16 protein-coding genes are annotated in these 26070 nt (G+C 40.0%); 1 reads left to right on the forward strand and 15 read right to left on the reverse strand.

Annotation, left to right across the window (positions count from 1 at the left end; translation table 11 throughout):
* The first annotated feature begins 20 nt into the window (after positions 1–20).
* A complete protein-coding gene (gene folP / locus B3H30_RS00885; protein ID WP_112373988.1) occupies positions 21–863 on the forward strand; it encodes a dihydropteroate synthase in 843 nt (280 codons plus the stop codon).
* Positions 864–870: 7 nt separating this feature from the next.
* Here the strand turns inward: folP and B3H30_RS00890 are convergent, their stop codons facing one another.
* The 15 genes from B3H30_RS00890 to B3H30_RS00960 all read right to left on the reverse strand — a co-directional run bounded on the left by B3H30_RS00890 (position 871) and on the right by B3H30_RS00960 (position 25946).
* Complete coding sequence (locus tag B3H30_RS00890) at positions 871–1893, reverse strand: cytochrome-c peroxidase (RefSeq protein WP_286709471.1); 1023 nt, start codon at positions 1891–1893, stop codon at positions 871–873.
* Positions 1894–2036: 143 nt separating this feature from the next.
* Entirely contained in the window at positions 2037–2885 is an 849-nt protein-coding gene (locus B3H30_RS00895) for an MbnP family protein (protein WP_070561724.1), read from the reverse strand.
* 23 nt (positions 2886–2908) lie between these two features.
* The gene (locus B3H30_RS00900; RefSeq protein WP_112373990.1) at positions 2909–4897 is read right to left on the reverse strand and encodes a TonB-dependent receptor plug domain-containing protein; all 1989 of its coding nucleotides are present in this window, start codon (positions 4895–4897) and stop codon (positions 2909–2911) included.
* A 5-nt stretch (positions 4898–4902) separates the two neighbouring features.
* On the reverse strand, positions 4903–5808 hold the full coding sequence (locus B3H30_RS00905) for a FixH family protein (protein WP_236560103.1): 906 nt from the start codon (positions 5806–5808) through the stop codon (positions 4903–4905).
* A gap of 384 nt (positions 5809–6192) precedes the next feature.
* Positions 6193–6570: a hypothetical protein gene (locus B3H30_RS00910; protein ID WP_075990767.1), complete on the reverse strand. Its 378-nt coding sequence runs from the start codon at positions 6568–6570 to the stop codon at positions 6193–6195.
* Positions 6571–6761: 191 nt separating this feature from the next.
* Complete coding sequence (locus B3H30_RS00915) at positions 6762–8102, reverse strand: DUF5125 domain-containing protein (RefSeq protein ID WP_286709473.1); 1341 nt, start codon at positions 8100–8102, stop codon at positions 6762–6764.
* 57 nt (positions 8103–8159) lie between these two features.
* On the reverse strand, positions 8160–9632 hold the full coding sequence (locus B3H30_RS00920; RefSeq protein ID WP_236586132.1) for a glycoside hydrolase family 30 protein: 1473 nt from the start codon (positions 9630–9632) through the stop codon (positions 8160–8162).
* Positions 9633–9710: 78 nt separating this feature from the next.
* Positions 9711–11228: a RagB/SusD family nutrient uptake outer membrane protein gene (locus B3H30_RS00925; RefSeq protein WP_286754751.1), complete on the reverse strand. Its 1518-nt coding sequence runs from the start codon at positions 11226–11228 to the stop codon at positions 9711–9713.
* A gap of 11 nt (positions 11229–11239) precedes the next feature.
* Complete coding sequence (locus B3H30_RS00930; protein WP_286727357.1) at positions 11240–14218, reverse strand: SusC/RagA family TonB-linked outer membrane protein; 2979 nt, start codon at positions 14216–14218, stop codon at positions 11240–11242.
* A 256-nt stretch (positions 14219–14474) separates the two neighbouring features.
* Positions 14475–16103 carry a DUF6377 domain-containing protein gene (locus tag B3H30_RS00935; protein ID WP_070561736.1) on the reverse strand — a complete coding sequence of 543 codons (1629 nt, stop codon included), beginning with the start codon at positions 16101–16103 and terminating at the stop codon, positions 14475–14477.
* 164 nt (positions 16104–16267) lie between these two features.
* Positions 16268–20818 carry an efflux RND transporter permease subunit gene (locus tag B3H30_RS00940; RefSeq protein WP_286833003.1) on the reverse strand — a complete coding sequence of 1517 codons (4551 nt, stop codon included), beginning with the start codon at positions 20816–20818 and terminating at the stop codon, positions 16268–16270.
* A 13-nt stretch (positions 20819–20831) separates the two neighbouring features.
* Positions 20832–21938 (reverse strand): efflux RND transporter periplasmic adaptor subunit, encoded by a 1107-nt coding sequence (locus B3H30_RS00945; RefSeq protein ID WP_201639782.1) that lies wholly within the window; start codon positions 21936–21938, stop codon positions 20832–20834.
* A gap of 269 nt (positions 21939–22207) precedes the next feature.
* The gene (locus B3H30_RS00950; RefSeq protein WP_070561742.1) at positions 22208–22570 is read right to left on the reverse strand and encodes a hypothetical protein; all 363 of its coding nucleotides are present in this window, start codon (positions 22568–22570) and stop codon (positions 22208–22210) included.
* A gap of 145 nt (positions 22571–22715) precedes the next feature.
* Positions 22716–23648: an endonuclease/exonuclease/phosphatase family protein gene (locus tag B3H30_RS00955; RefSeq protein ID WP_286777136.1), complete on the reverse strand. Its 933-nt coding sequence runs from the start codon at positions 23646–23648 to the stop codon at positions 22716–22718.
* Between the two features lie 6 nt (positions 23649–23654).
* Positions 23655–25946 carry a GH92 family glycosyl hydrolase gene (locus tag B3H30_RS00960; RefSeq protein WP_286833007.1) on the reverse strand — a complete coding sequence of 764 codons (2292 nt, stop codon included), beginning with the start codon at positions 25944–25946 and terminating at the stop codon, positions 23655–23657.
* Positions 25947–26070: the final 124 nt, after the last annotated feature.

Here is a 26070-nt window from a genome sequence, read left to right on the forward strand (position 1 = left end):
CCAAGCCTAGCATTGTTCTGATGAAAATATTCCAGCCTTCACCCTGTCATTCCATACTGGTCGATGGTACCTTAATGGCTTTCGAAAAGCCCATTATTATGGGGATACTCAATGTGACTCCAGATTCATTTTATGATGGTGGCGACAATACAACCGTCGAACTTGCGGTAGAGAAAGCAAAGAAGCTATTGCTTGAAGGTGCTCAAATCCTTGATATTGGCGCCTATTCCTCACGTCCAGGTGCTCCATTGATTTCATCACAGGAGGAAATGGATCGAGCTCTTCCTGCTATTCGGGCGATTAAAACTGCATTTCCTGACGCAATTTTATCAATAGATACCTTTAGGGCAGACGTTGCCGCTGCGGCAATCGATGCGGGAGTGCACATCATAAATGATGTTTCGGGAGGTACACTCGACGATAACATGTTCGCCACGGTAGCAAAATATCAAGTTCCGTATATTCTCATGCATATGCGCGGTATTCCCGAAAATATGCAGGAAAAAACCGATTACAACGATATTGTAACTGACGTAGCCACCTTTTTAGGTGACCGCATTGCGACGCTAAGAAGTATGGGGGTGAAAGATATTATTCTTGATCCGGGATTTGGTTTTGCAAAGACAGTGGAACAAAACTATGAGTTACTCTATCGTGTCAATGAACTTCATTACTTTGAATTACCAATTTTGGGCGGAATATCCCGTAAATCCATGATTTATAAAAAAATCGGAATCACTGCCCAGGAAGCTTTAAACGGCACCACTGCTTTAAATACGCTACTTCTCGAAAGAGGTGTACAAATTCTCCGCGTACATGATGTAAAGGAAGCGAAGCAATTGGTTGATCTCTTCTATTCGTAAATCAGCATTATTTGCCTACAAATTTCGGATCACTTAATGTTTTAATAAAAGCGATGATCGCTTCCTTTTCTTCTTCTGTCATAGGAATTCTTTTTCCATTTTCTTTCAAAATCGGATCAAGGTTAGCTGCATCCAAAACACCCTTGTCGAAATAATCCAGCACAGATTTCAACGTTGGGAACTGCCCAAAACTTCCATAAGGCGCTGTATACTCCGCATTTCTTAAAGAAGGTACCCGAAAAGCCATATAGTCTGTATCAATACCTGTGATACGTGCTCGCCCGGCCTCATCTGGATGTTTGTTTAACGGAAACCCGACATTTCTAAAACTCTGATCGGTAAATAATTCTGATGCATGGCAGCTTTCACATTTCAATTTAAACAGCTGATACCCCCGTTCTTCCTCAATAGTGAATTGCTCCCCTTCACCTCGTTTTACCTTGTCATATTTACTGTCGGCTGAAATTAGGGTATACTCATATTGTCCAATGCTTTTATAAATTCGTTCAGGTGTAATATTCTCATCGCCAAAAGCCTTCTTGAACAATACTTTGTAGTCAAAATCCCCATTAATTTTGCCGATAACCTCCAAGATAGAAGAGTTCATCTCTTCATGCGTGATAATTGGAACTAAAGGTTGCTTTTCCAGTTCGAGTATATTGCCATCCCAATTATAAAATTTCATAAAAGCCAAATTCTGCAAAGGCGGCGTATTCCGAAATCCAACACGATCATCTATCCCTACCGCCTGCATTTTTCCATCGGAAAAAGCCAATGCGGGGTTATGGCAGCTGGCACATGATATCGTATTATTTCCACTGAATCTTTTCTCATGAAACAGCTTTTCCCCCAATTCAACACCATATTTTGTTGGCTTATTGCTCTTAAACGCATTATTTAGACTCGGAAAATCCGCAGGAATATTGAAAGTGACTATAGGGTTATCTTCCAGCTTAGAACCAACAATATCATCCCTACTACAGGATAAAGCAATCACTATAATGGTCAGGATTAAGATGACTTTTTTCATCCTATTAATTTTATCAAGGGTTGATGAATATTCAAAATGCAAACAAGAGTCTAATGCAGAAAGCATCCGTTCGCTTTTATGCCTAATGTATTTTCCATAAATGGCTACAATCGCATTCCAGATCATAGCCATTTATATCATATTTAGTTAGAAACACCTTCAACAGTGAACATCCCTGCTGTATCGCTGCTTCCGTTGCCGCCAAGATTATCAACAAACTTCACCATTTCCACTGCTGAATGAATACTAGGTGTAGCATTATTGGCCCCCAAGGTGATGGTATTCGTTTTACCGCTTAGGAGTTTATCGAAATCTGCCCTGATGTTAATCTGTGGTATACTTTTTCCAACAGTAACTATGGAAGGTAAATTCAAGGTAATGTCCCGGTAAGCATCTACGCCCTGTTTATAAGTGGATTCATCGCCGTTTGTACCGTTGACCGTACTCCCTGTGTGAATAGACAACTCTTTATGATCAACACCATAAAAGCCCTCCAATTTCGTAAATCGGTAACCTGTCCCCCATTCCCAATGCATTTTAGTATCATTCGCTCCTGCTGTTGCATAGAAAACTGGGAATCTCAGTTGATCCAGCGTATTTATTTCCTGTTTTACCCCCAAACCGAATTTGATCTGTTTATACTCGCCAACAGGTATATTACTCAGTACATAATTTAAAGTTGCTGCTTTCGCCTGATCAATTACTGTAGCCCCTTTATCCAGGTCATTTACATTATAAGGGATCTCAGACCCATCGGCTTTAATAAGTCTGATATTGCTAATTACATACTTTAGCTCAGAAAACTGATACAGTTGTCCGCTGGCGGATGTATTTGTCGTGGCAGCTGGGGAATCTGCACTACCCAGCACAATTGTTGTATTTTTAAATGTATTGTTGAAATGTAAGTTAACACTGTTAGCGACGTCTTCACTTTTGCTACAAGAAACCATAACCAAAGAGATCATCAGGAGTTTAATTGCATTGTTTTTCATTTTATTTTTAAGTTTTAAGGTATTTAAAAATTGATTTTTAAGGATGTAAAAATATTCCTACCCATGCGTGGTATATTTCCCCAATCCGCATAGGTACTATAGTATTCATTGAAAAGGTTCTCCGCACCGACCTGAAACGCGGCATTTAATTTCCCAATATTGAAGTTATAATCTGCCGAAACATTCCAAATCTTATAGGATGCAGTTTGGTCCTCTCCGTATTCAGGACTAAAATTGACTTGACTAAAGTCCCCGTTCATTGAAGTTTGCACGCCGATCATTTTGTATCGGTAATGCAGTGATGTTTGATAACTTAAGGGACGTATAAAGGGCAGGTTTCCGCCCATATTGTCTTGCCCTCTGGCATAGGTAAGTATAGCTTTCCAATCTAGACCTGGCAAAATTTGATATTGCGCATTGAGTGCCAGATTAAACAGCGTCGCATGATCTAAAGAGGTATAGCCTTTTACGCCTACCGATTGATAGTTCATGGGGCTACCCAAACTCAAAATCCGGCCAATAATGTAGTCTTGTATAAAGAAATAATTGGCCTTGGCCCCAATGCTTAGCTTTCCGGTCTTAAATCCGGCACTGGCATTGGCTTCATAAGAAACTTCATTTTTTAAATTTGGATTTCCGATATAGTCATAACGATCGAAACTGTTATAGATGTAGTAACCATACGCTTCCGAAACAGAAGGAGCACGATGCCCAAACCCTGTTCCTAGAGAAAAGTCAAACTGACCAATATTTAACTGATAGCTAGCATGTAGGCTCGGCAGAATTCTATTTTTCTTCTGTGGAGAACCCGGATGGAAGATCCAGTTGAATTCAACGTATTTCGAATAGTTATAGTTCAAACCCAATGAACCCCCAAAGACAAGTCTACTGATATCAGAAAGATCTAACGAGTTATTAATGGCTACACTCGCGAATCGTGTGGTCACCCATGGCCAGCTATAGGCAAACATGGTCTGTTTGGATCGATCTTGCGGATACATACGCATCTCAGCTATCGATAGATTATCGTAAGCATTTACCTGTATTTCCGAAGAATAACGATCTTTCTGCAGATTAATTTTAGATAAAAGACCGTAGGTCGTACTCCAGCCTGGCATATCCATATGGACCAAATTCTCCGGACGGGTTGTATCATCCATATAGTGCTCAACAGCATTAAAATAAACTTTGGTGTCCCATACTTTTACCAAGCCCTCTTCAAACAACTGTTTGTATGTAGCGGAAGTGATGATCGCTCTGGATAAGGATAGGTCCATTGGTAAAGCTGGAAATCCCACATCTTTTGCCCGATCAAAAATAGCATCCACCCTAACGGCAGAGAGCGGACTTGTTTTATAGGCCAAGCCCAAAGACGCATTGAATTTATTATATTGCGAATGCCGTACTTCATCGTCATTTCCATCATAATAATTTCCAGCCTTCCGGAAGGCAATACTTCCATCTGCCACAAATTTGTCGCTCGAGTAATATAAATTTCCAAGATTGAACGTCTGCTTATTATTGAATTCAAAACCTGTCTGATAGGCTCCGCCAATTTTTTTCTGCAGCCCAAACGAGGTATTCCTTCTTTTTAGATCTATACTGCCCGCGACCGTAGCGCCATGCAGATTACCCTCCTGCCCCGATTTAATATCGATGGCAGCAAGATTATTACTTTCTACATAAGAGGTTATCGGGTCCATTTTATCCGTACATGCTCCAAAGACATGCATCCCGTCGATCGTAATTATCGAACGCTCGCTACTCATATTATTGAGTAGGGGTTCCCAAGCGTAGGCACCACGTTTGATGAAGCTGATATTACTTGCAGAAGCCAAATATTCATCCACGGAGACTGTCATCTTTAGATCGTTTTCGATCCTCCTTTTAGTAGCTGCGGTGACTGTAACCTCCGCTAGACGTCTCGTGGTATCGCGCGTAATAGGATTGTTTTGTCCGTGTACGTTCCATCCCAAAGACAACATAAAGAGCATAACACTTATTTTCTTCATAGCCTCTAAAATAGAATGTCGATGTATAACTCACTTTTACGCCCTTCTACCCCAGGTGTAAAGTCTTTGGGTACCTCAGTTCCTGCTATTACCCTTCCATTTTGGTTGACCAAAATAAAATTCAACGTCCAGTTGCCTGTCATGGTGTAATTCACAACACCTTGGTACAATCCGTTGGCCTGTTGGACCAAGTCCTTATTATTGGGGGAAGAATGGTTACCCATCGAAGGTTCTGGCATACGCGGATCTAACTGCAAGGTGTATCCGTTGACTCTTGTATAAGACAATTGCGCAGTGTCTAATTTATAAATACCTGCGACCAGTTTATTTTCAGCAACATTTGGTTTCCAAGGAGCAATCAAGGCGATTAAATAGTGTTCGCCATCTTTCCCGGTAAAGGTGGTTATATTACGATTTTTATTGGTCTGCGGCATTACAGTTACATGCTGTGCAGCAGAGAAAGTCTGATCGCCAATTTTAAAATCGATTTCCAAACTCCAGTTTGCTGCTGCAGAACTTTCATCTGTAAACACACTGTAACCCGAAAAGTAGCTCCCATCCAACGTATGGTCCATTACGGACTGGTTTGGACAAACAATTTTCATTCCTTGCATATTGGTTTGGATGGGCAGCAATTTGACTGCGGAAACGGCTACAGATTCATTATTTTGCTGCTTATTGATTTTCACGCGGATATCATTATAACCGCGGTACAATACCCCTCCCGGGGCTTCAATATGAATATTGTACCCTGAAGAAATAAGGCTTGTAACCTCTTTAAACTCCATATTCTCTTCAACAGTATTTCCTCGTTCGGCCTCATAGTCTGTTTTCGCCTTGGTACAGCCGACTACAAGAAGACCTATAATCGCGATATAAAAACCCGCTTTTTTTATAAATAAATCTCTCATCTATAATATTTCATGTATAAGGAAGCTTTCCGATTTACTTCGTGAACTCGCAAGCCCGGTTTAAATAAATCATGCTGGCATCCTATATGACAAATGGATATATTTTTGTAGCGAAATGAAATCATCCTGTTGATTTTAAGTAGATTACTAACCACGATCAACATTATAATGATTCAGAGCCACATCGAAATGTAGTCCAAATAACCATATTGGTTTCTTTGAAATAAATACTGAATAAGTAGTTTAATCGGAGGATTGATTACTTTGACAAGACATCGCTAAACGCATTTTCACAACGCAATTATAAAGCGATACTAGCCCTAGCTTACACTGTAAACCATCATCAGCGATCGATTACTTATTCAAATAAATTACTAGCTGGATTTAAACCAAAGGGGGGTGAAATATTGTAAAGATGGGATTATAGGAATAATCTTCTTTATATACTGGAAGCAGGCGCTCCACAGTGTCTTCATAAAGAGCCGTGTTTTTAAACGTAAAATCTTGCGTATTATTTATAAAAACAACATCAATAATACGTAATTCAAGATTTTTTTGTTCCTTTTCCTCATGTTCGCGCATTTTCTTCATCAAAATACACTGGCCTCGACAGGCAAGCGCATTATCGTTAAAACGATTGATACATTCGTAACGTGCGATATAATCTCGATTCAACTCGAAGACTGTCCATAGCCATACCGTTGAGAAGCTCTGTAGGAGCATCAAGGGTAATAGAATCCATATAAACAGTCTGATTTTCATTCGAATATTTTATTCTCAATAGCAGCTTACATCAGGAAGATTACTTCATTATCTTGTAAACTGGTCAACTCATGATAATCCGTGTGAGTTTGGGCAAATATAACAAATGAAACTTGGAATAAACAAATTCCATTCGAAAGAAAAAGTCCCAGATAGCAAACTACCTGGGACTTGGAAAAAATCAATCTTTATTATTTTGTCGCAATCGTCAAGACAGCTTTCTTATTACCTGCAGTTAAATCCAATGTAAAAACATAGGTTTTACCGATCTCTAATACTTTACCGGTTTTGATGCCAAGATTGCCTGAGTCGCGTCCATTCTTTCCATCCCCCACAAAAACGATATCACTTGTCGTTGTCAGGTCTGTGCCACCAAATTCACCGCCCCATCCCTTTTGATGGAAAAATTTGAAATTGATGTTATCAGAATTTATAGACTCTCCTGCCTTAACAGTTATCTGGTATTTCTTGTTGCCTAGCGGCACCAGACAAAGCGCTTTATCTGTGTTCCAGCCTACCTGATTACTAGATACCTTAGGTTTTCCGATTCCTTCACCAATAATCCAAACCGCCCCACTTCCGTCATCTTGTAATTTTGCTAAATCATTACCTGTCATCGCTTCAACCACAAAATATTTTAAGGTAAAGTCCGCAGTAACGCGATACTTACCGTTCATTCCGTTGAAAGCGATTGATCCGTCAGGAGCTTGTGTAAAATAGTCCGGATCAATCCACCAATTCTTCAGATCTTCTATTCCGTCAATAACCACCTTCTCGCCTTTTACCATATTCAACTCTGCCTTAAAGTGCTCATCATCAAGGCGACTGAATACCGTTCCATTAATGGCATAAGCAATAATAAACGGTGAAGCTTGATAAGTTGAGGTATTAAATGCGATGCTATAGGTTCCAGAAGTTGAATTTGAAAATGGGATTTCAGCCGTAGACCCTAGGTTTATAACATTATTGACCCAACCAAAATTCATCAGATTGCCTTGTGCGCCCACTTTTGGTGCTTGAATATAGCCCTTTACCGAAAATGGAAAATTCTCTTTTGCCGCATATTGATTACGCCCTACCCTTTCCATACGATAGGACTTAGATGCTGTGACTAAAGTTAAATATGGAAAGTCGGGTCTGCTCAGATTAATATCAAAAGATTGTTCCGTTATTTTTTGGCTAATATTCTGTAAGACAAACTTAAGGGTTGCTTTTCCATCGGGAATATCTTTCAGGAACGGAACATAAATTTTTCCAGTATAATCTCCATTTTGTTTGGTACGAATGACGGTTTCTGTTACCTTGTCGTCTGTAAAATACAATTGTGCTTTAACCGTAGACAGCGCTACTTCACTATCCGACACGTGCAGCTGAAATTCGAGACTGTCCCCAAAGTTTGCGGCTGAAATAGGTGATTTCAATTCGATTTTAGGATCCCCTATTTGATAGGTATATTTTTCATCCTTTTTACAGGAACTGACTGCGGTAATTGCAGCAGTTCCCAATAGTATATTGATGAGATATCTTTTCATTTGTTCATAATTTATGCGCTATCCATGTGATAGCGCTTAAGGTTTATCATCCTCCAATTAATAGGTCCAGCGGTAAGAAACAACCGACTTAGCTGGTACATCATAGCTAAAATGATGTTTACCATCTGCCAAGGTAATTTTACGACTATCGCCCGATTCGTTTAACAGAACAACAGCATAGGTTCCGTCTGTATTTTGGAATGCAGTATAAACCAACCCTTCCGCTGTATATCCAGAAGCGCCAATCCGTGTGGCCCCTGATTTGACCACTGAGGAAAGATGACCAACAATATAATAGTGCGAATTACGTGTTATATTCTTATAATTTGCCTTACTGATATCCACGGCGCCATAACATGTCTGACAGCCACCTTCGCGATTTGGCCCTTTGTCTGTATCAAGCATCAGGTTCCATACAATGACGCCCTTGCTCCAATTGTTGACGGTGCCCAATGCAACTTCACGCATATCCTCCATCAAACGTTTTTCAAGATTGCGTCCATCATTCCATTCCCCAATAGATGTTTCTGTAAATACCAGTTCCTTATCTGGGCGTTGATTATGAATATCGATAAGTTCAGCCTTATCCCCACCATAATTATGGTACGCCGCTCCGGCGAAGAATGAAGCCGCTCCGGCATCGTTATAGATCTTTACAGGGTAATCAGCCTGATCAGCAATGTTATCATAGTTATAATTATGATCAAATGCATAGATCTTTGTTGATAAGTTAGCCGCTTTTAACTGTGGGCCTAGCGCTTGTTTGACAAAAGCTTGTTGCTCTTGCCATGACATATAAAGCGAAGCGGAATTCTTTCTGTTCAATGGTTCATTTTGAACAGTAATCGAATAAATATGAATGCCTTCTTTCTTCATTGCTTGGATCCATTGAACGAAATACCAACCATAGTCCTGATAATACTTTGGATTTAACTGACCACTGGTCCACGAATCAAAGGGCTTTAAATCAGTCAAGTTGTTAACTTTCATCCATTTCGGTGGAGTCCATGGGGAGCCCATGATTTTTATGGATGGATTGATGGCAAGTATTTCTTTCAGCACTGGAATGATATATTGTGTTTCTTCCGACTGTAGTCCAAAATTTTCCTTTCCTTCCTTATCCCAGCAGGTATATTCACTCAAAGAGAAGTCGGAACATCCAATAGCAATACGGATGTAATTCATTCCCATTCCATCTTTATCTGAGAAAGTCTCCGTAAGAAATTTTGTTCGATCTTCCTTACTCATCTTCATCAGATTATAGCAGGTAGACCCTGTAACTGCTGCACCGAAGCCGTCCATTGTCTGAAATTTCTTAGCTGGATCTAGCGTAATTGTATTGGGCGACATGTTAAATTTGGAACTGAAATCAACAAAGCGTTTTCCAAAATCCAAAGACCGACTGCCTGTCGTCGTATAAATGGTAACATCACCACTTTTTTTAATTTCATCACCTTGTGAAGGTGTATAGCTGTCACGGTTACAAGATGTTGCCGTCACTAGACAGGACAACAAGAATGTATATATCATAGTTTTTTTATTATTGCGTTTCATCTGTTAATAAATTTTTCGCCATCCATCAAATGAGGATTTCCGTTGTTAAATCAGTTAATACCCCGGATTCTGAACTAGATTAGGATTCTGATCAATTTTTGGTTGCGGAATTGGTAAACGGTAAGAGTTCTTCGTGAAGGGATACACCTGTGCCTTTCTTCCAGCATCTTTAGCATAAACAGCATTCATGACAGATTCCACCTTATCTAAGCGCACGAGATCAAACCATCGTTGTCCTTCGAAGGCCAATTCAAGACGACGTTCTTTCAAATAAGCGTCTAATAAAGCATCCTTATTTGAACGTACGGCAGCGGATATTTTAGGCAATTTAGCACGGGTGCGAATTTTGTCAATAATGTCTGCCGCTCCAGATAGATCTGATCCCTGCTGAATTAATGCTTCCGCTTTTAACAATAAAAGGTCTGCGTAACGAAGCTTGACAATACTATTAAATGCAGAACGTAATTTAAACATGAATGGATAATGGTTTGACGGATAATAGTTGCTCCAAGTAGTGGAATAATAAACAATAGATTGCCCCAAACGAACCTGGTCCCCTTCATTCGTATACGCTTGAATCAAGTCCCGAGATGGGGTTATCCATTTGGCCCATGTGAAGTTATTATCATAATTGGACAAATCCCTTCCAAACATCCAAGTCGCCCAATTACCTCCACCCGAAGTAAACTGTGCTTCCAAAATCGATTCTTTCGTATTCCGCTGTGCAAGATCTGTGTTGCTTGCATTCATTGCATATAGATCTGAGTAATTGGTATTCAGATCAAATCCATCCGCAGTCAATGCGTCAACATATTGGATAACTTTAGCGTAATCGCGAATTGGTTTTTCGGCATAGATCTTTGCCAGCATCGCTCGTGCGACGGATTTGGTAAATAAAGTCTTATTCCCATTATTGTTGGCTGGTGCATCAGCCAATCCGTCCATCAAGTCTTTTTCGATCTGCTTATAGGCTTCTTCTTCTGTGGCTTGTTTTGGAAAATATTGCGGATAAACTTCATTGACATTGTCACCTGTAATATCGGGTGCAATTGTGGTAATGACAGGGATAGATCCGAATATACGGACCATATCAAACATCGCCAATGCTCTGAATAGTTTAGCTTGTGCCTTATACGTTCTAATATCCGTATCGCTCAAGGATTTATCAGCAACACTATCAACGTAAATGATCAATCGATTTGCACGTCCAACATCTTCCAGATATCTTCCCCAATCCCGGTCAACAACCGAGTTAGACCCTTCAATAGAATTATTTTCGAAAGGTACAACTTCCGCTCCCGTCGTTCCCGCATAGGAATTATCGGCATGGGAATCTCCGATTAGGAGCAGATCGAGATACCAATGTTCCTGCCGATCTTTCATTTGCTGATAAATCCCCGCCAAATAGGTCTCAACCTCAGCTCTATTCTTAAAAACAATCTGCGTTCCTGTCTCGGTCTTCCCTTGACTCACATCCGAATAATCTGAAAGTGGATCACGGTTCAAAGAGCAAGAAAATAAAAACAAAGAGCCGGTTAGCAAAGAAAGAGCATTACTTATATATTTTTTCATGATACAGACAATTAAAACTCAATATTAAGACCTAAAACAAATGAACGATTCTGTGGATAGGTACCCCAATCTATACCTTGGATTCTGGAATCGGATCCGCCCGAATATTGGTTTACTTCCGGATCCATACCCGAATACTTAGTCAAGGTAAACAGATTGCTTACAGATAGATAAGGCTGAATTTTATGGATACCAATACGCTTCAGTCTTTCCGGAGAAATGGAATAGCCCAAGGACACATTTTTCATCCGCAAATAACTACCATCTTCAACAAAATAGGTTGAATTCTTCATGTCAAACCCAGCTTTAGGAACATGGGTAATCTGTCCCGGTACCCGCCAACGATCCAATACAACTGTCGTTTGATTTCGACCATCATACATCCCTTCTGTTTCCATACGGCTGGCATTGAAGATGTCGTTTCCATAAGTTCCCTGAATGAATACGCTTAGATCGAAATTTTTCCAGGAGAAACTATTTGTCATACCATACACAAACTTTGGCAGGGGATTGCCGATATACGTACGGTCGCTTGACGAGATCTTGCCATCTCCGTTCAGGTCGCGATACATGAGCTCACCGGTTTCAGGGTTTACGCCATCTGAAATATAACCGAAGAATCCTGCAAGCGATCTTCCGGGCTCATTTTTCACCACAAAATCATTGACATAATCGTTCGTTTTGACATCATAATACACCTGTTGTAAGTCGAGCTGCTGAAGCTTATTTCTGTTGAAAGAGATATTAAAATCTGTGTTCCAAGTCAAGTTACCGGTCAGATTTTTCGAATTTACCGCAAATTCAAAACCATGATTATTCAACCTTCCACCATTTCTTTGGATTGTAGTTGCTTGCTGTCCTGCAGGCAAGCTCGCATTCATTAAAAGATTCTTGGTATCCTTGTTGTAGTAATCGGCGCTGATGCTGAGTCGATTATTCAACATCGTGACATCAAAACCGATACTGGTTGTGCTTGTCGTTTCCCAAGTTAAATCCTTCGCTCTTAAGATTGTTGGTTTATTGATATTTGGTACAGCATTGTCTTTTCCCTCAACAAACCATTGTTGACGTTGGATACCGCTCAATTGCAGGTAAGCATAATCGCCTAATCCGTATTGATTACCTGTCTGTCCCCATCCCCCCCGGATTTTTAAGTCGTTTATCCAGGTTACATCTTTCATAAAATCTTCAGCAGAGATTCTCCAAGCAGCCGATACCGATGGAAAATAGCCCCAGCGTCGTTCTGGACTTAGCTTGGAAGAACCATCGGCACGCATATTTGCGGTCAATAAATACTTGCCATCATAATTGTACATTGCGCGTGCGAAATAGGACATAATCCCCCAATTGGATGCTGTAGATCCTGTTCTATCCCAAGAGATCTTATTTGCAGCATTAAGTGTCTCAATGATTCCATTTGCATAGTTTGAACCATAGATATAGCTTCTGGAGTACTTAGAATCCGTCCATGACGAACCGCCCATTACTTCCAAATTATGCTTTCCGAAGCTCTTCGTGTACGTCAAGAAATTGTCCCACGTTAACACGGTATTTGTATTACGAATATCCGAAGCTTCCCCGAATTGATTTCTTCCCCACGCTGTCGTCCAAGGATCCAAAAAGGTGGTCATCACCCCGGATCTTCGATCTAATGAAAATGAAGTTTTCCATGTTAAGTTAGGCATAAAGGAAATCAATGCACTTCCTGTGGCAACAAGACGGTTTTCGCGGTTATTGTTATTCCTTGTCCGGGCTAAGTTTTCCAATGGACTTGTAATGTTGTTGATCCCATAAAAATTATTATAGAATCGATCTGGATTTGTTGGATCCCATACAGGGGCGTAAGTAGGTGTTGTGATTACAGATGTAACTACTCCACCACGGTTAGAACCCAATCCGGAGGTAATTCCATTATCATTGTTATCGGAATAATTGATATTCGCATTCACCTTTAGCCATTTTCGAACTTGGTTATCAATATTAGCACGAAAATTATATCGTCTAAAAAAGGATCCTTGTAATGTTCCTTTTTCGTTCAAGTACCCTCCACCTAAATAGTAACGAAGCTTCTCATTACCATCCGAGATGGATATTTGATGATTTTGTTGAATACCTGTCTTGTAGGTTTCTTTGAACCAATCCGTTTGATCCAACAATCCCTCCGGCAGATTGATCATACCTATTTCATCCTGTAAGTCTTTGTATTGACTGGTATTTAAAACTTTAACCGTGTTATTGACAACATTGGCCGTCCACTGTGTTCCAAGCGTAATTTTTGCTTCGCCGGCTTTTCCTGATTTTGTCGTAACCAAGATGACACCGTTTGAACCACGCGAGCCGTAGATCGCTGCCGATGAGGCGTCCTTTAGAATTTGAATGTCCGTGATGTCATTGGGAGACAAGAACTTAATATCTTCCACAGGAACTCCATCAACAACATATAAAGGAGTGGTATTACTATTAAAAGACGTTATCCCCCGAATTTGTATCTGAGGTGCTGCACCAGGCTGGCCACTCGGTTGAATAACAGTGACGCCGGCAGCCTTACCTTGAATGGCTTGTCCAAAATTAGTCACAGGTCGCTTTTCAAGGTCTTTCGTGGAAACAGAAGAGATTGCAGTCGTGACATCTTTTCTTTTAACACTACCATAACCGATTACAATGACATCCTCCAGCATATTGGTTGATGAATTCAATTGGACGACCATGGTACTGTTGGCAGGTAATTCTTTGCTGTCGTAGCCAACAAACGTAAATTGGAGTATACTGCCGATGCTAGCAGAAATTTGAAAACGCCCATCTGCATTACTGGAGACTGCATTATTACTTCCTTTTTGTGTAATGGTTACTCCAGAGAGTGGTTTCTGATCTTGAGCATCCAAGATACGTCCACTGACTTGAACTCGGTCTTGGGCAAATACCAAATTCACCAAAGTAAACAAGAAAGCTAGCCCCATTGAAAAGGCAACTTTTCGTGTAAAGTAAATCATATGAAATAAAAAAATTGGTTATTGTTTAATCTTTTGGTTATTCCAAAATGGCAATGAGTTTCCCCTGCTTCATTGCTCAAAACAAAACTAAGATCACCAAGACGGAGAAAAAAGAGCTAGTACTGAAAAAGTACCAGAAAAAAAATGCAAACAGCTAACATAAAGATTATTACAAATTAAATACAGCATTAAAAAGTACCTACAGGAGCGTACAATCGTCTTTAAAACAGCCAATTTTCGGGTATTACCCTACATTTTAGGCCCGGTCGATCACCGCAATCTGACACACAGCAGCTTCAAAAGCATCGCGGTTTCCCGCAGCCTTATTACGCACTTTTGTTCTATAATTATAAACTGTCCGAAGAGAATATCGAAGGAAACTTGCAATCTTCACAGAATCATCGATCCCTAATCGAATCAATGCGAAAATCCGAAGTTCAGTATTTAACAATTCAGTTTTTTTGGGATAGATTTTCTCGTCCTCCTGAAGTAAGGCATTGAATTCATCAACAAAGGTTGGATATAGATTTAAAAAGATACGGTCAAAATTAACATAGAGTTGCTGCACCTCTCTTTCTTCCATTTGCGTTGACTTTAACTGTTCGCGTAAGGCATCCCACTGCTGATTCGTCGCTTTTTTCAACAGTGCTTTTCTGATATCTTCCATTTTATCGATATAACTCGAACACATATCAAAGAATTGCGCAATATATTCTTCTTTAATATGATTGGATTCAGATAATTTAAGGTTAGTCTGGTTTATTTCATCATTCAATGATCGAAGTTGTTGGTTTGTAGCCGATAATTCCGATCGTATCCTTCTCAAATGTTGCACTTGTCTATAAATAATGACAAGTCCAATGATTACACCAATCAATAAAATACTGACGATAATGACCAAGCCTACCAGTTGCCGATTTTGGCTACTGATTTTCTGCTGATAGGCGGCATTGATTATAGGATAAGAAGAGGTACCTTCAATAATGCGATACCGCACTTTACATAACATCGCATCGTCTATGGCTTTTTCAATAAACTGAAAAGCGCGATCGAAATCCTGTTGGTCGTAATACGTTAGCGCCAGATCATGAAAAGATGCGTTGTCGCGATTAGCCATTTCAATATCTGCACTGGCTGATATGGAAAGATAGTAAATTTGACTTTTTGTATCCTTTTCATATTTGTAAATGAGCCCCATAAAATAGGCTATCAGCGCGCGCTGCTCAATATCCTTTTTGTTCTCATTCCAGAGGACCAACAATTGCTTTTTAGCATCCTCACGATTACCATTAAAAAGTGTTTTTATAGCAATGGTTGTACGATACTCCAAGGAAGACTTTGGTAGTACAGTTAACAGAGAATCACGATACTTTTCACTTGCCTGGTAATATTCCGATCGATTATTGCTCTGACCGTAATGACTATAAAAGGAGCTGTAGGTATCGTAATATTTCGCCAAGAGATCCCGGCCAAGATGAGCGGGCTCAACTTGCTTTAACAATTGTGAAGCTTCTATATACCGTCCAATGGTGGAATACACCCAGGCCAAATCGAGATGAATAACCGCCTGTAAGGAGTCATTATTCGGTGGAGCGAGCTTTTGACACAGTAAAATATAAGTAAGTGCTGCGTCAGAATCAAACTTCTTATAATTTTCAAAGATTTCGTAGTTCTTCTTCAAAAATTGAACAGGATTACTTTCTAATGCTTTGGCCTCCTGTTTTAATTTCTCCAATTTATCTTCACGGTTCTTGATGTAAATTTTCTGATTTTCCATCAAATATTCCAATCGTTGCAAAACCCGGGTACTATCGGAATCTACTTGCGCAGATAGGTAAAGACTAAAATGAGCAAAAAGAATAAAAAGAAAAATGCGCTGCAACATAATAAACTCGGTTCAACATCGTGTAGACTAAACTACATAAAAATAACAACAAAAAAGAGGACGTCTCCCGACGGCCTCTTCCCCCGACCCAGTTAAGGGTCCAAGAATTAACAAGTTAATTCTTTATCGCATGAAAAATAGTTTTCTTTTTAATGTATGGCAACCTATTGCCAACCTCCTCCCAAGGCTTTGTATAGTAGAATCTGGTTTAACGTGTTTTCTTTCTCCAATTCTACTTTTCCGATTTGGGCTTCCAGCGACTCCTTCTGGGCTGTAACGACGTCCAAAGAGGTCACCCGTCCAGCAATAAATAGTTCCTGTGCGGCCTCGATAGAGAGCTTTAATGCTTGAACATGCTCATCGACAAAACCACGTCGTCTGCCTATTGCCTCTTGCGTCATAATCACATTAGAAACCTCATTATAAGCATTCAGAACCATTTTTTCATAATCCAAAAAAGCAATCCCATAGTCCGCTTTTGCAATCTCGTACTGCGTTTTCAGTTGCCTTTGGTTAAATATCGGAAGCGTAATACCGCCAAATAAGTTATAAGCAATAGATTTATCCAAATTAAATAACTTGTTAAAGCTAAAGCTCTGCAATCCGATAAATGGACTTATTGCTACAGAAGGCAGAAAAGCCAAACGTGATGCTTCCTGATTATTCGAAGAGGCAATCACTTTCAAATAAGCAGCCTTGATATCGGGACGTTGGTTGACAAGATCATCCGGTGTACCAAAATGCATTGCATGATATAAATCCGCATTTTCAGCATATGTACTTCGTACAATAGGTTGATAAAAACGTCCTAATAAACCGTTTATATGGTGTTCCCAAAGTGCTATCTCTTGGATCAATTGTTCTTTAGCAGCTTTAGAATTGGCCAAAAGCGCTTTAAACTGTTGTACAGAAAGCTCAGTCGCATAACCAGCATCTTTTTTTACTTCAACAACTTCCAGTGCATTCTTATGCAATTCAATATTCCGATTATATACTTTTATCTTTTGATCCAAAGCAATTAGTTCATAATAAGCTGTTGCAATATTAGAGACTAATTCCGTTTCCAAGAGACGCTTTCCCTCCTGCTCTGCTAGGAAGCTAAAATAAGCAGCTTGTTTTTGGCTCTTTAACTTTCCCCAAAGATCAATCTCCCAAGATGAACGAAGTCCGATAAAATAATCTGGGATAAATGGTTCGGGTAATTTTTCATCATTTTTCAAATTCTCCGAGAAATTTGAATCGTAATTACCGATCCCTGACTCAGTATAGTGGCCATACTTCCGTATTCCTCCTTCTACTGTGGCCTCGACCCTAGGACCTAAAGCGGCTTTCCGTTGCTTAAAATAAGCTTGCGCAGATTCCAAACGTAGGATGGATTGACGAATATCCAAATTGTTCTGCAACGCCGAATCAATTAAGGAAACCAACTGCGAATCTTTAAAAATTTCCTTCCAAGGCCGGCTTCCCACATTTAAACTATCTGGCGAAAGATGTTTAGAAAAGGAATTCGGTACGTTTACTTTCTCCGGTTGGAGAGCTTTTTTGGGAACCGAACAACTTCCAAATAAAATAAGTGCGGCAATAACCAAAGAGGCTTGTTTCACAACTTGTTTCTTATTCTCTTTTTTTGAAAATAAGATCACTAAGCCTGGGATGACAATTACCCCCAGTATGGTTCCAATGAGCATTCCACCCACAGCAGCAGTACCGATACTTCGATTACCCAATGCTCCCGCTCCACTGGCCATCATCAAGGGTATCAAACCTGCAATAAAAGCAAAGGAAGTCATTAATATCGGGCGTAAGCGGGCAACTGCTCCTTCGATCGAAGCTGTCACGATATCCATTCCTTGCTTATATTTCAAATTGGCATATTCCACAATCAGAATCGCATTTTTACCTAACAAACCAATCAGCATGACCAATGCGACCTGCGCGTAGATATTGTTTTCCAATCCAAAGACCTTCAAGAAAATGAAAGCACCAAAGATCCCCGCCGGAAGACAGAGCAGAACTGGTAACGGCAATAAGAAGCTTTCGTACTGTGCACATAACAACAGATAAACAAACAGAAGACAAAGTGCGAAAATATACAAAGCCTGATTTCCAGAGATTTTCTGTTCCCGAGTCATACCAGACCATTCGATACTATAACCTTGAGGAAGAGATGACGCTATTTTTTCCACTTCTTCGATCGCTTGTCCAGAACTAAAGCCTGCTGAGGATTGTCCTGTAATCATGGCCGAACTAAACATATTGTAACGGGTAATTTGTTCAGGACCATAAATTCTTTCCATCGAAATAAAGGCATTGTATGGTACCATCTCACCCGTCTCATTCTTCACATATAAACGTAATACATCTTCTGGTCTTTGGCGATATTCGGGACCAGCCTGTACCATGACCTTATACATCTGTCCGTAACGGATGAAATTTGTCGCATAAAGACTTCCCATTAAGGTCTGCAGCGTATTCATGGCATTCTCCACCGATATTCCTTTTTTTGCAGCCATATCGTAGTCCACCTTCAGCATATACTGTGGAAAGTTCACATCAAAACTGGAGTTGATATCCTGAAGAACATCACTTTTTTCCATATCGTCCATAAACTTCCGCAGCACTTCGGCCGTCTTATTGAGATCTTCATTACCACTACGGTCCAATAGACGTAGTTCAAAACCTGATGAGTTACCAAAGCCTGGAACTGTTGGTGGAGGAAAGAAATCAATTTCCGCATCGGCAAAGTCCTTGGTTCTCTCGCGTAAATCTTTAATGACATCATCTACTGTCTGATCTCGCTCTTTCCAGGGCTTCAGATTGATCATCCCCATCCCGTAGGAAGCGCCGGACACTTCGGTAATAATACTATATCCCGATAATGTAGAAACGGTTTCCACAATATCAAGCTGACGTGATACAGAGTCAATTTTATCCAAAACACGTTCGGTACGGTCCACCGTTGCTCCAGGAGGTGTGGTTACAGCGACATAAATCATTCCCTGATCCTCGGTTGGAATAAAGCCCGAAGGTAAGATCGCGCTACTTCCCCAGGTGGCGACAAAGAAAACGCCAAGTAAAAGCAAGGTCAATCCGCGCCGTGCACTTGTTTTTACCAAAATCCCCTTGTAACCAAAGGCTGTCTTATCATAAACTGCGTTGAATTTTTTAAAGAAACGATCGAGCCAATTATTCGATGGTTTGCGATCGTGAGGCGATTTCAAGAAAAGCGCACATAAAGCGGGTGTCAATGTCAACGCGTTGATACCTGAAATAACAATGGCAGCCGCGAGCGTCAATGAAAATTGACGATAAAAAATCCCTACTGGCCCCGATAGAAAGGCAACCGGAACAAATACCGCAGACATGACAAGTGTAATAGCCACAACAGCGCCACCGACTTCTTTCATTGCTTCCAATGTAGCTTCCATAGGCTGCAAATGTTCTTCTTCCATCTTTGCGTATACAGCTTCGACGACCACAATACCATTATCGACCACAATACCTATTGCCAGTACCAGTGCAAATAAGGTCAGTAAGTTGATCGAGAAACCGAGCATCTGCATAAAAAATAAAGCCCCAATTAAACAGACCGGGACAGCCAAAATAGGAATAATAGTCGCCCTAAAATCCTGTAAAAAGATAAATACAACAATAAAAACCAAAAGAAAGGCTTCCAGTAAGGTCTTGATAACGGAAGAAATCGAAGCATCTAAGAAACGTGATACGTCATAGCCCATTGTATAGGTCATTCCGCTTGGAAATTGTGTCTGTTTCAATTCTGCCATGCGATCTTTCACACGTTGAATAACCTCCTGTGCATTTGACCCTGGTAATTGCTTCAACATAATGGAAGCTGAAGGCCGACCATCGGTTTTGGAAACCATTTCATAGTCCAACGAGCCAAATTCGACATCTGCAACGTCTTTAATACGGATAATGGAACCATTGGAATTCGCCCGAATAGGAATATTAGCATATTCCTCTATTTCGGTGAATTTACCAGGATAACGTAACACATATTGTTGCATATTGCGCATCTTATCCGAGCTAATCCCTGTTTGCCCCGGTGCAGCCTCAATATTCTGCTTTCGCAATGCTGCCACCACATCTTCGGTGGAAATATTATACGCTGCCATACGATCAGGTTTAACCCAAACACGCATAGCGTAATCCCGCATTCCCATAATCTGAGCGAGACCGACGCCTTCGATCCGTTTCAGTTCCTTTAGAATGTTGATATCTGCGAAATTGTAAATGAATCTTTCATCCGCAGTTTCATCATCGGTAAAAACATTCAGATACATCAGCATGGAGTTGACCTCTTTTTCGGTGGTTACCCCTGCTTTGATGACCTCTTCAGGGAGTTCATCCAATACCGTTGTTACCCTATTCTGTACGTTTACAGCCGCAATATCTGGATCTGTACCAACTTCAAAAAAGATTTGAATAACCGTGCTGCCGTTATTGGTAGACACTGAATTCATGTAAGTCATCCCAGCTACACCGTTGATTGCTTTTTCCAAAGGAATAGCGACAGCATTTGTACTCACCTCAGCATTGGCACCTGTATAATTGGCATTGACGACGACCGAAGGTGGTACAATGTCCGGAAATTGCGTGATGGGCAATGTAAATAAGGCCAACAACCCTAAAAGTGTAATAAACACCGAAATAACCAACGACAATATGGGTCGTTTTATAAATGTTTCAAACATAATTTATCCTCCCCTACAGTTTCCTCATTTTTGGATTAATCTTCATTCCACTCCGCAGTCCCTGTACTCCCTCATAGACAATCTTGGCGTTGGGATCTAAACCTCCATCCACAATGTAATAATGCCCCACACGTGGGCCCGCTGTAAAAGGTGTCATTTTTACGGTACTATCTGCCTGTACAGTATAAACGTATGTTTTGTCCTGAATTTCAAATACTGATTTTTGGTGTACAAAGGTATGTTGCCCTGTCTGCATTGGCACTGCAATCTTACCTGTTGCACCATGCTTTAGGATATGCTCGGCATTGGGAAATTGAACCCGAAGGGCAATGGATCCAGTATTGGCTTCAAATTCACTTTCTACCAAATGGGCAATTCCCTCGTGTGGATACAGTTCACCATTAGCCAAAATTAACTTGACCGATTTTTGCGTCTCCTTACCGTCCAACTTATCACGCATAAGTGTCAGATACTCCCTTTCAGAAATATCAAAATAAACGTTCACTTTGCTTAAATCGGAGATCGTCGTAATTAAGCTACCCTCGGTCAATAAAGAGCCTTCTCTCAATAAGATACGGTCTATACGACCGTCAAAAGGAGCCTGTATAACAGTATAGTCCAATCTTGTCTGTGCCTGATTTACCAAAGCTCGGGCTTCTTCGATTTTAGAATTGGCCGCTTTTAATTGAATTTTCAATAAATTATATTCGGAAGAGCTCACAATATTCTTGTCAACCAATTTTTGAGTTCGTTCCATTTCCAGCTTGATCTTTTGTGCTTCGGCAATGGCATTATCATACTGTGCTTTGGCCTTGGCTAATTCCGAACGATATTCCTCATTATTATATTTAAATAAAATCTGTCCTTTCTTTACCCAAGCACCTTCATCGACATAAATTTTATCCAGAAAACCATTTAATTTCGAGCGAATCTCGACGTTTTTCAAGGCCTGGATATCTGCAATATATTCTTGATAAACAGTTGTGTCCATCACCATCAAAGAGGCGACGGGTATATTTTTGAGTTCTTCTTTTTGGTCAGCATTAGCATTTGTGGAGCGGCATGAGGCCAACATCCCGACCGCGCCAAGCAAAAGGCACAGTATTCGTAATTTGTTCATATGGGAATAATCTTTTTTTAAAGGTCATATGGAATACCCAGTTGTTTTTCATCCACGTTGGTGTTTGCCAAACATTGGTATTTCATAAACGATAAAAAATGTAAAATGTTAAACCCTCCTACGGCATTTTAAAGTCAGTCGTTAGGAGAATGTATTAGATAGGAGCTACAGCAATTGTATAGGGCAAAGAGCGGCCTAAGGCCTTCCAAACCATAGATAGAAATAAAATAAAACTATTGCAGCCTCCGATAGAAAATTATTGGAGGTAACTAGAATGGCCTAAAGCGGGATAGGAATCGATAATACCCTGGTAAGCATAGGGTTTTAGATCGATAAAAAGGATGTTCATCATCTTTTGCAAAACATAATGCCGTAAAGACGATTCCAAAAACAAAAATAAAAATTGGTAGTACTTGACTATTGAGCGAAAATATACGATAATCATCTTGCAATAGTACTTTTTCTTCTTGGGAAGAATGAATGGGTTCCAAATCCAATACGTCATCCAAAAAATACTCCACAATGGTCTCACCAGCATGCAACACCTGTCCAGTTGCCGAGGAGAAAGACTCATAGGTCAACAGATTAAGGTATGCAAAGAGTGTTAAAAAATGAAATATTTTGCCTAACATATCGAAATTTCGAATCACAAAGGTATGACTTTAAATAGCTAAGATTATTTTATTCATGTAAAAAAACCATGACAGCCTAAAAAATTAGCTGTCATGTCCTTAAATATCTCTAGTTTATTAGATTAAAGTCGATAAATTTCAAATGTTACAATTTGATTTTCACCACTAATGGAAAATGATCCGATGGTAATCTTGTCTCGTACTGTTTAAAAGAAAGTTCTTTAGGGAAATCCCCCTTTTTAACCTCTTCACTATTTTCTTTAGCACTACGATAAGATTCTGTTAAAACAGCATAATGCTTTACTTTAATCCGAGGAGTTACGAATACATGATCTATACGGCTGTCTGTCCAAAGATTATTATCGAAAGCATTAAATGTACCGTTCCATGTAAATTTAGTCGGAGCAAGATCAAAACTATCTTCTATAAAATCGGATTCTTGTAGGATGTTATAAATTTCATTATTTTGATCGACATTGAAATCACCGGTCAATATAGCTAGTTCCCCTTTTACAAACTCTTTCATTTTTTTGACAACCAACCGACTACTTTTTTCCCGGGCTTTGACACCAACATGATCCATATGCAAATTAAAGTACCAAAATTTCTTCCCAGAATTAATTTCCTGCAACTGCACCCAAGTACAAATACGAGGTAAGGCAGCATCCCAACCTTTTGAAGGGCGATCTGGCGTCTCAGAAAGCCAGAAGACGCCACTTTTTAATTTCTTAAATTTCTTCTTTTTGAAAAATATAGGCGCAAACTCTCCCGCAACTTTACCGTCATCCCGACCAACACCAACATAATCATAATCAGTAAGACGTTTTTTCAAATCTACCAATTGATTTACCAAAACCTCCTGTGCTCCAAAAACATCGTAATCCACAAAATCAATTAAAGAAGTGATTACTGGAAATCGCTGATCCCAACCGTTACCATTTTTACGATCTCCGTCATTGTCATAACGGATGTTGTAGCTTCCTACTGTAAGACCTATTGAATTTTGTGAAAAGGCATTTAAAACAAATAAATTGATTACAAAAATAAGACTTAGCGATATAATACGTAATTGCTTCATAATATATTATTTTATTTTTTCGTTACTAAAGGAATATGGAGCATCTTCTTTTTTTGTACCTCTATTTTTATTCGGTTCTTCGCTCATTTTGAAATCAAGTTTGGCACCCTGCAATAAATCTTTATAACGGATATAATTATGATTATAAGGCTTTCCATTCCAAGTTAGTTGATCTACGTAGACCTGATTTGCTCCCTGTTGTTTAGCTTGGATATTCACTTTTTTCCCATTTTCGAGATTTAGTGTCACCTTATCGAATTGTGGTGAACCAATCACATATTCGCCCGAGGCAGGAGAAACTGGATAAAATCCCAGCGAAGAGAAGACATACCAGGCTGAAGTCTGCCCGTTATCTTCATCACCACAATAGCCATCTGGTGTAGGCAAATAAAGTTTATCCATTATTTTGCGTACCCAATATTGTGCTTTCCAGGGCTCTGCAGCATAATTATACAGATAAGGCATATGTTGGATAGGCTGATTTCCATGCGCATACTGTCCCATATTCATCACCTGCATTTCACGCATTTCGTGGATCATTCCGCGACTTTTCATACCCTCATAACTCGGAATAACAAACACCGTATCCAACATGGACACAAATGATTTATTACCACCCATCAAATTAATTAAACCTTGAGGGTCATGGAACACACAAAAACTCCAATGCCAAGCATTTCCCTCCGTATATTCTCTTGACCAGGCACTTGGATCAAAATCTGAGACGAACGATCCGTCTGCTTTTTTCCCACGCATAAGTTTTGTACTTGGGTCAAACAGATTTTTATAGTTCATCGCGCGTGTTGCATAAATAGCTGTTTCAGCTTCCGGTTTGCCCAATGCTTTGCCAAATTCATAAATACACCAGTCATTGTATGCATATTCCAATGAACGTGCTACATTTTGGTCTACTTTTACATCAGCAGGTATATAGCCCAATTTATTGTAATATTCATAACCGAAGCGTCCCGTCGAAGAGTGTTTCGGATAGGCACTATTGGCCCCATGCTTGAGCGCTTCCCATAATAGGTCTTTATCATAGCCTTTCCGATCAGTGATCAAGGCATCTGCGACAATAGAAGCGGAATTGTTTCCAATCATCGATGCACGATGTCCTGGCGAAGCCCACTCCGGAAGGTAACCACTCTCCTTATAAGCATTGACCAAACCTTCTTGCATGCGATTGTTCATGGATGGATATAATAAATTCAACAGCGGAAACAAACTTCTGAATGTGTCCCAAAAACCTGTATCTGTAAACATTTCGCCAGGCAGGACCTGCCCATTGTAGGGGCTATAATGCATACGCTTGCCTGTTCCATCAATTTCAGAAAAATCCCTTGGAAAAAGTGTTGAACGATAGAGGCTGGAATAAAATGTACGTAACCGGTCAATATTATGGTCTTCAACCTGTACACGTCCGAGGATTTCGTTCCACTGTGCTTTACCTTCGTCAACAACCTGTTGAAATGTTTTGGACTTCACTTCTTTTAAATTAAGTTCTGCCTGCTCAAAACTTATAAAGGAAGAAGCAATACGGGCTGTGACCTTCTCCCCTCTTTTCAAGGAAGAGAAGCCCACAACTGCTCCGGCGTGATTGTCCTGAATTTCCAATTCATCTTTACTTATCGCTCCGCTTTTAACAGCAGCTTTGTAGGAGAATGGTCTATCGAAAGTAATGACGAAGTAATTCTTGAAATTCTCCGGAACACCACCGCTATTTTTTGTTGAATACCCGATAATCTTATTTTCCTGCGGAATTACTTTAATATAAGACCCCTTATCAAATGCATCAATAATAACATAAGCACTGTCTGTTTTGGGGAAGGTGAACTGAAAGATTGCTGCCCGTTGTGATGGAGACAATTCTGTTGTCACATCGTGATCCGCAAGGTAGACGCTATAATAATAAGGTTTTGCAATTTCCGCCTTATGTGAAAACCAGCTCGCTCGTTTTTCCTGATCAAATTGAGGTGTACCTGTAACGGGCATAATTGAAAACTGTCCATAATCATTGTTCCAAGGACTTGGCTGATGCGTTTGCTTAAACCCCTTTATTTTATCCGCCGTGTAAGTATATACCCAACCATCGCCCATATTTCCAGTCTGCGGGGTCCAAAAATTCATACCCCAAGGCCGAGCGATCGCAGGATAAGTATTGCCATTAGACAATTCATACTTCGATTCTGTACCGATCAACGGGTTAACGAAATCAACAGGTGAGGTTTGTTGCGCCATTCCAGCATGCGTCGCGAATAGAAAAAGAATACTACCTGTTAGTTTTTTAATATTAAACATAAATGAAGCGTTTGGTTAAGCTTAAAATTATTAGCAAAAAAGCTAAAACGTATTAGTAAATATAGGTAAGAAATTTAAATATAGTAGATTACCCAGGTCTTTTTCACAAGATGGTTACAAAAAA

The organism is Sphingobacterium sp. UBA7038, from assembly GCF_002494055.1.
In the GTDB taxonomy this organism is placed as follows: Bacteria; Bacteroidota; Bacteroidia; order Sphingobacteriales; family Sphingobacteriaceae; genus Sphingobacterium; species Sphingobacterium multivorum.

Coding starts and splice junctions, on each gene's coding strand:
- B3H30_RS00930 (WP_286727357.1), bottom strand. CDS start 14,218: ATGATTTACTTTACACGAAAAGTTGCCTTTTCAATGGGGCTAGCTTTC.
- B3H30_RS00925 (WP_286754751.1), bottom strand. CDS start 11,228: ATGAAAAAATATATAAGTAATGCTCTTTCTTTGCTAACCGGCTCTTTG.
- B3H30_RS00895 (WP_070561724.1), bottom strand. CDS start 2,885: ATGAAAAACAATGCAATTAAACTCCTGATGATCTCTTTGGTTATGGTT.
- B3H30_RS00920 (WP_236586132.1), bottom strand. CDS start 9,632: ATGATATATACATTCTTGTTGTCCTGTCTAGTGACGGCAACATCTTGT.
- B3H30_RS00905 (WP_236560103.1), bottom strand. CDS start 5,808: ATGAGAGATTTATTTATAAAAAAAGCGGGTTTTTATATCGCGATTATA.
- B3H30_RS00960 (WP_286833007.1), bottom strand. CDS start 25,946: ATGTTTAATATTAAAAAACTAACAGGTAGTATTCTTTTTCTATTCGCG.
- B3H30_RS00950 (WP_070561742.1), bottom strand. CDS start 22,570: ATGTTAGGCAAAATATTTCATTTTTTAACACTCTTTGCATACCTTAAT.
- B3H30_RS00940 (WP_286833003.1), bottom strand. CDS start 20,818: ATGTTTGAAACATTTATAAAACGACCCATATTGTCGTTGGTTATTTCG.
- B3H30_RS00900 (WP_112373990.1), bottom strand. CDS start 4,897: ATGAAGAAAATAAGTGTTATGCTCTTTATGTTGTCTTTGGGATGGAAC.
- B3H30_RS00890 (WP_286709471.1), bottom strand. CDS start 1,893: ATGAAAAAAGTCATCTTAATCCTGACCATTATAGTGATTGCTTTATCC.
- folP (WP_112373988.1), top strand. CDS start 21: ATGAAAATATTCCAGCCTTCACCCTGTCATTCCATACTGGTCGATGGT.
- B3H30_RS00910 (WP_075990767.1), bottom strand. CDS start 6,570: ATGAAAATCAGACTGTTTATATGGATTCTATTACCCTTGATGCTCCTA.
- B3H30_RS00945 (WP_201639782.1), bottom strand. CDS start 21,938: ATGAACAAATTACGAATACTGTGCCTTTTGCTTGGCGCGGTCGGGATG.
- B3H30_RS00935 (WP_070561736.1), bottom strand. CDS start 16,103: ATGTTGCAGCGCATTTTTCTTTTTATTCTTTTTGCTCATTTTAGTCTT.
- B3H30_RS00955 (WP_286777136.1), bottom strand. CDS start 23,648: ATGAAGCAATTACGTATTATATCGCTAAGTCTTATTTTTGTAATCAAT.
- B3H30_RS00915 (WP_286709473.1), bottom strand. CDS start 8,102: ATGAAAAGATATCTCATCAATATACTATTGGGAACTGCTGCAATTACC.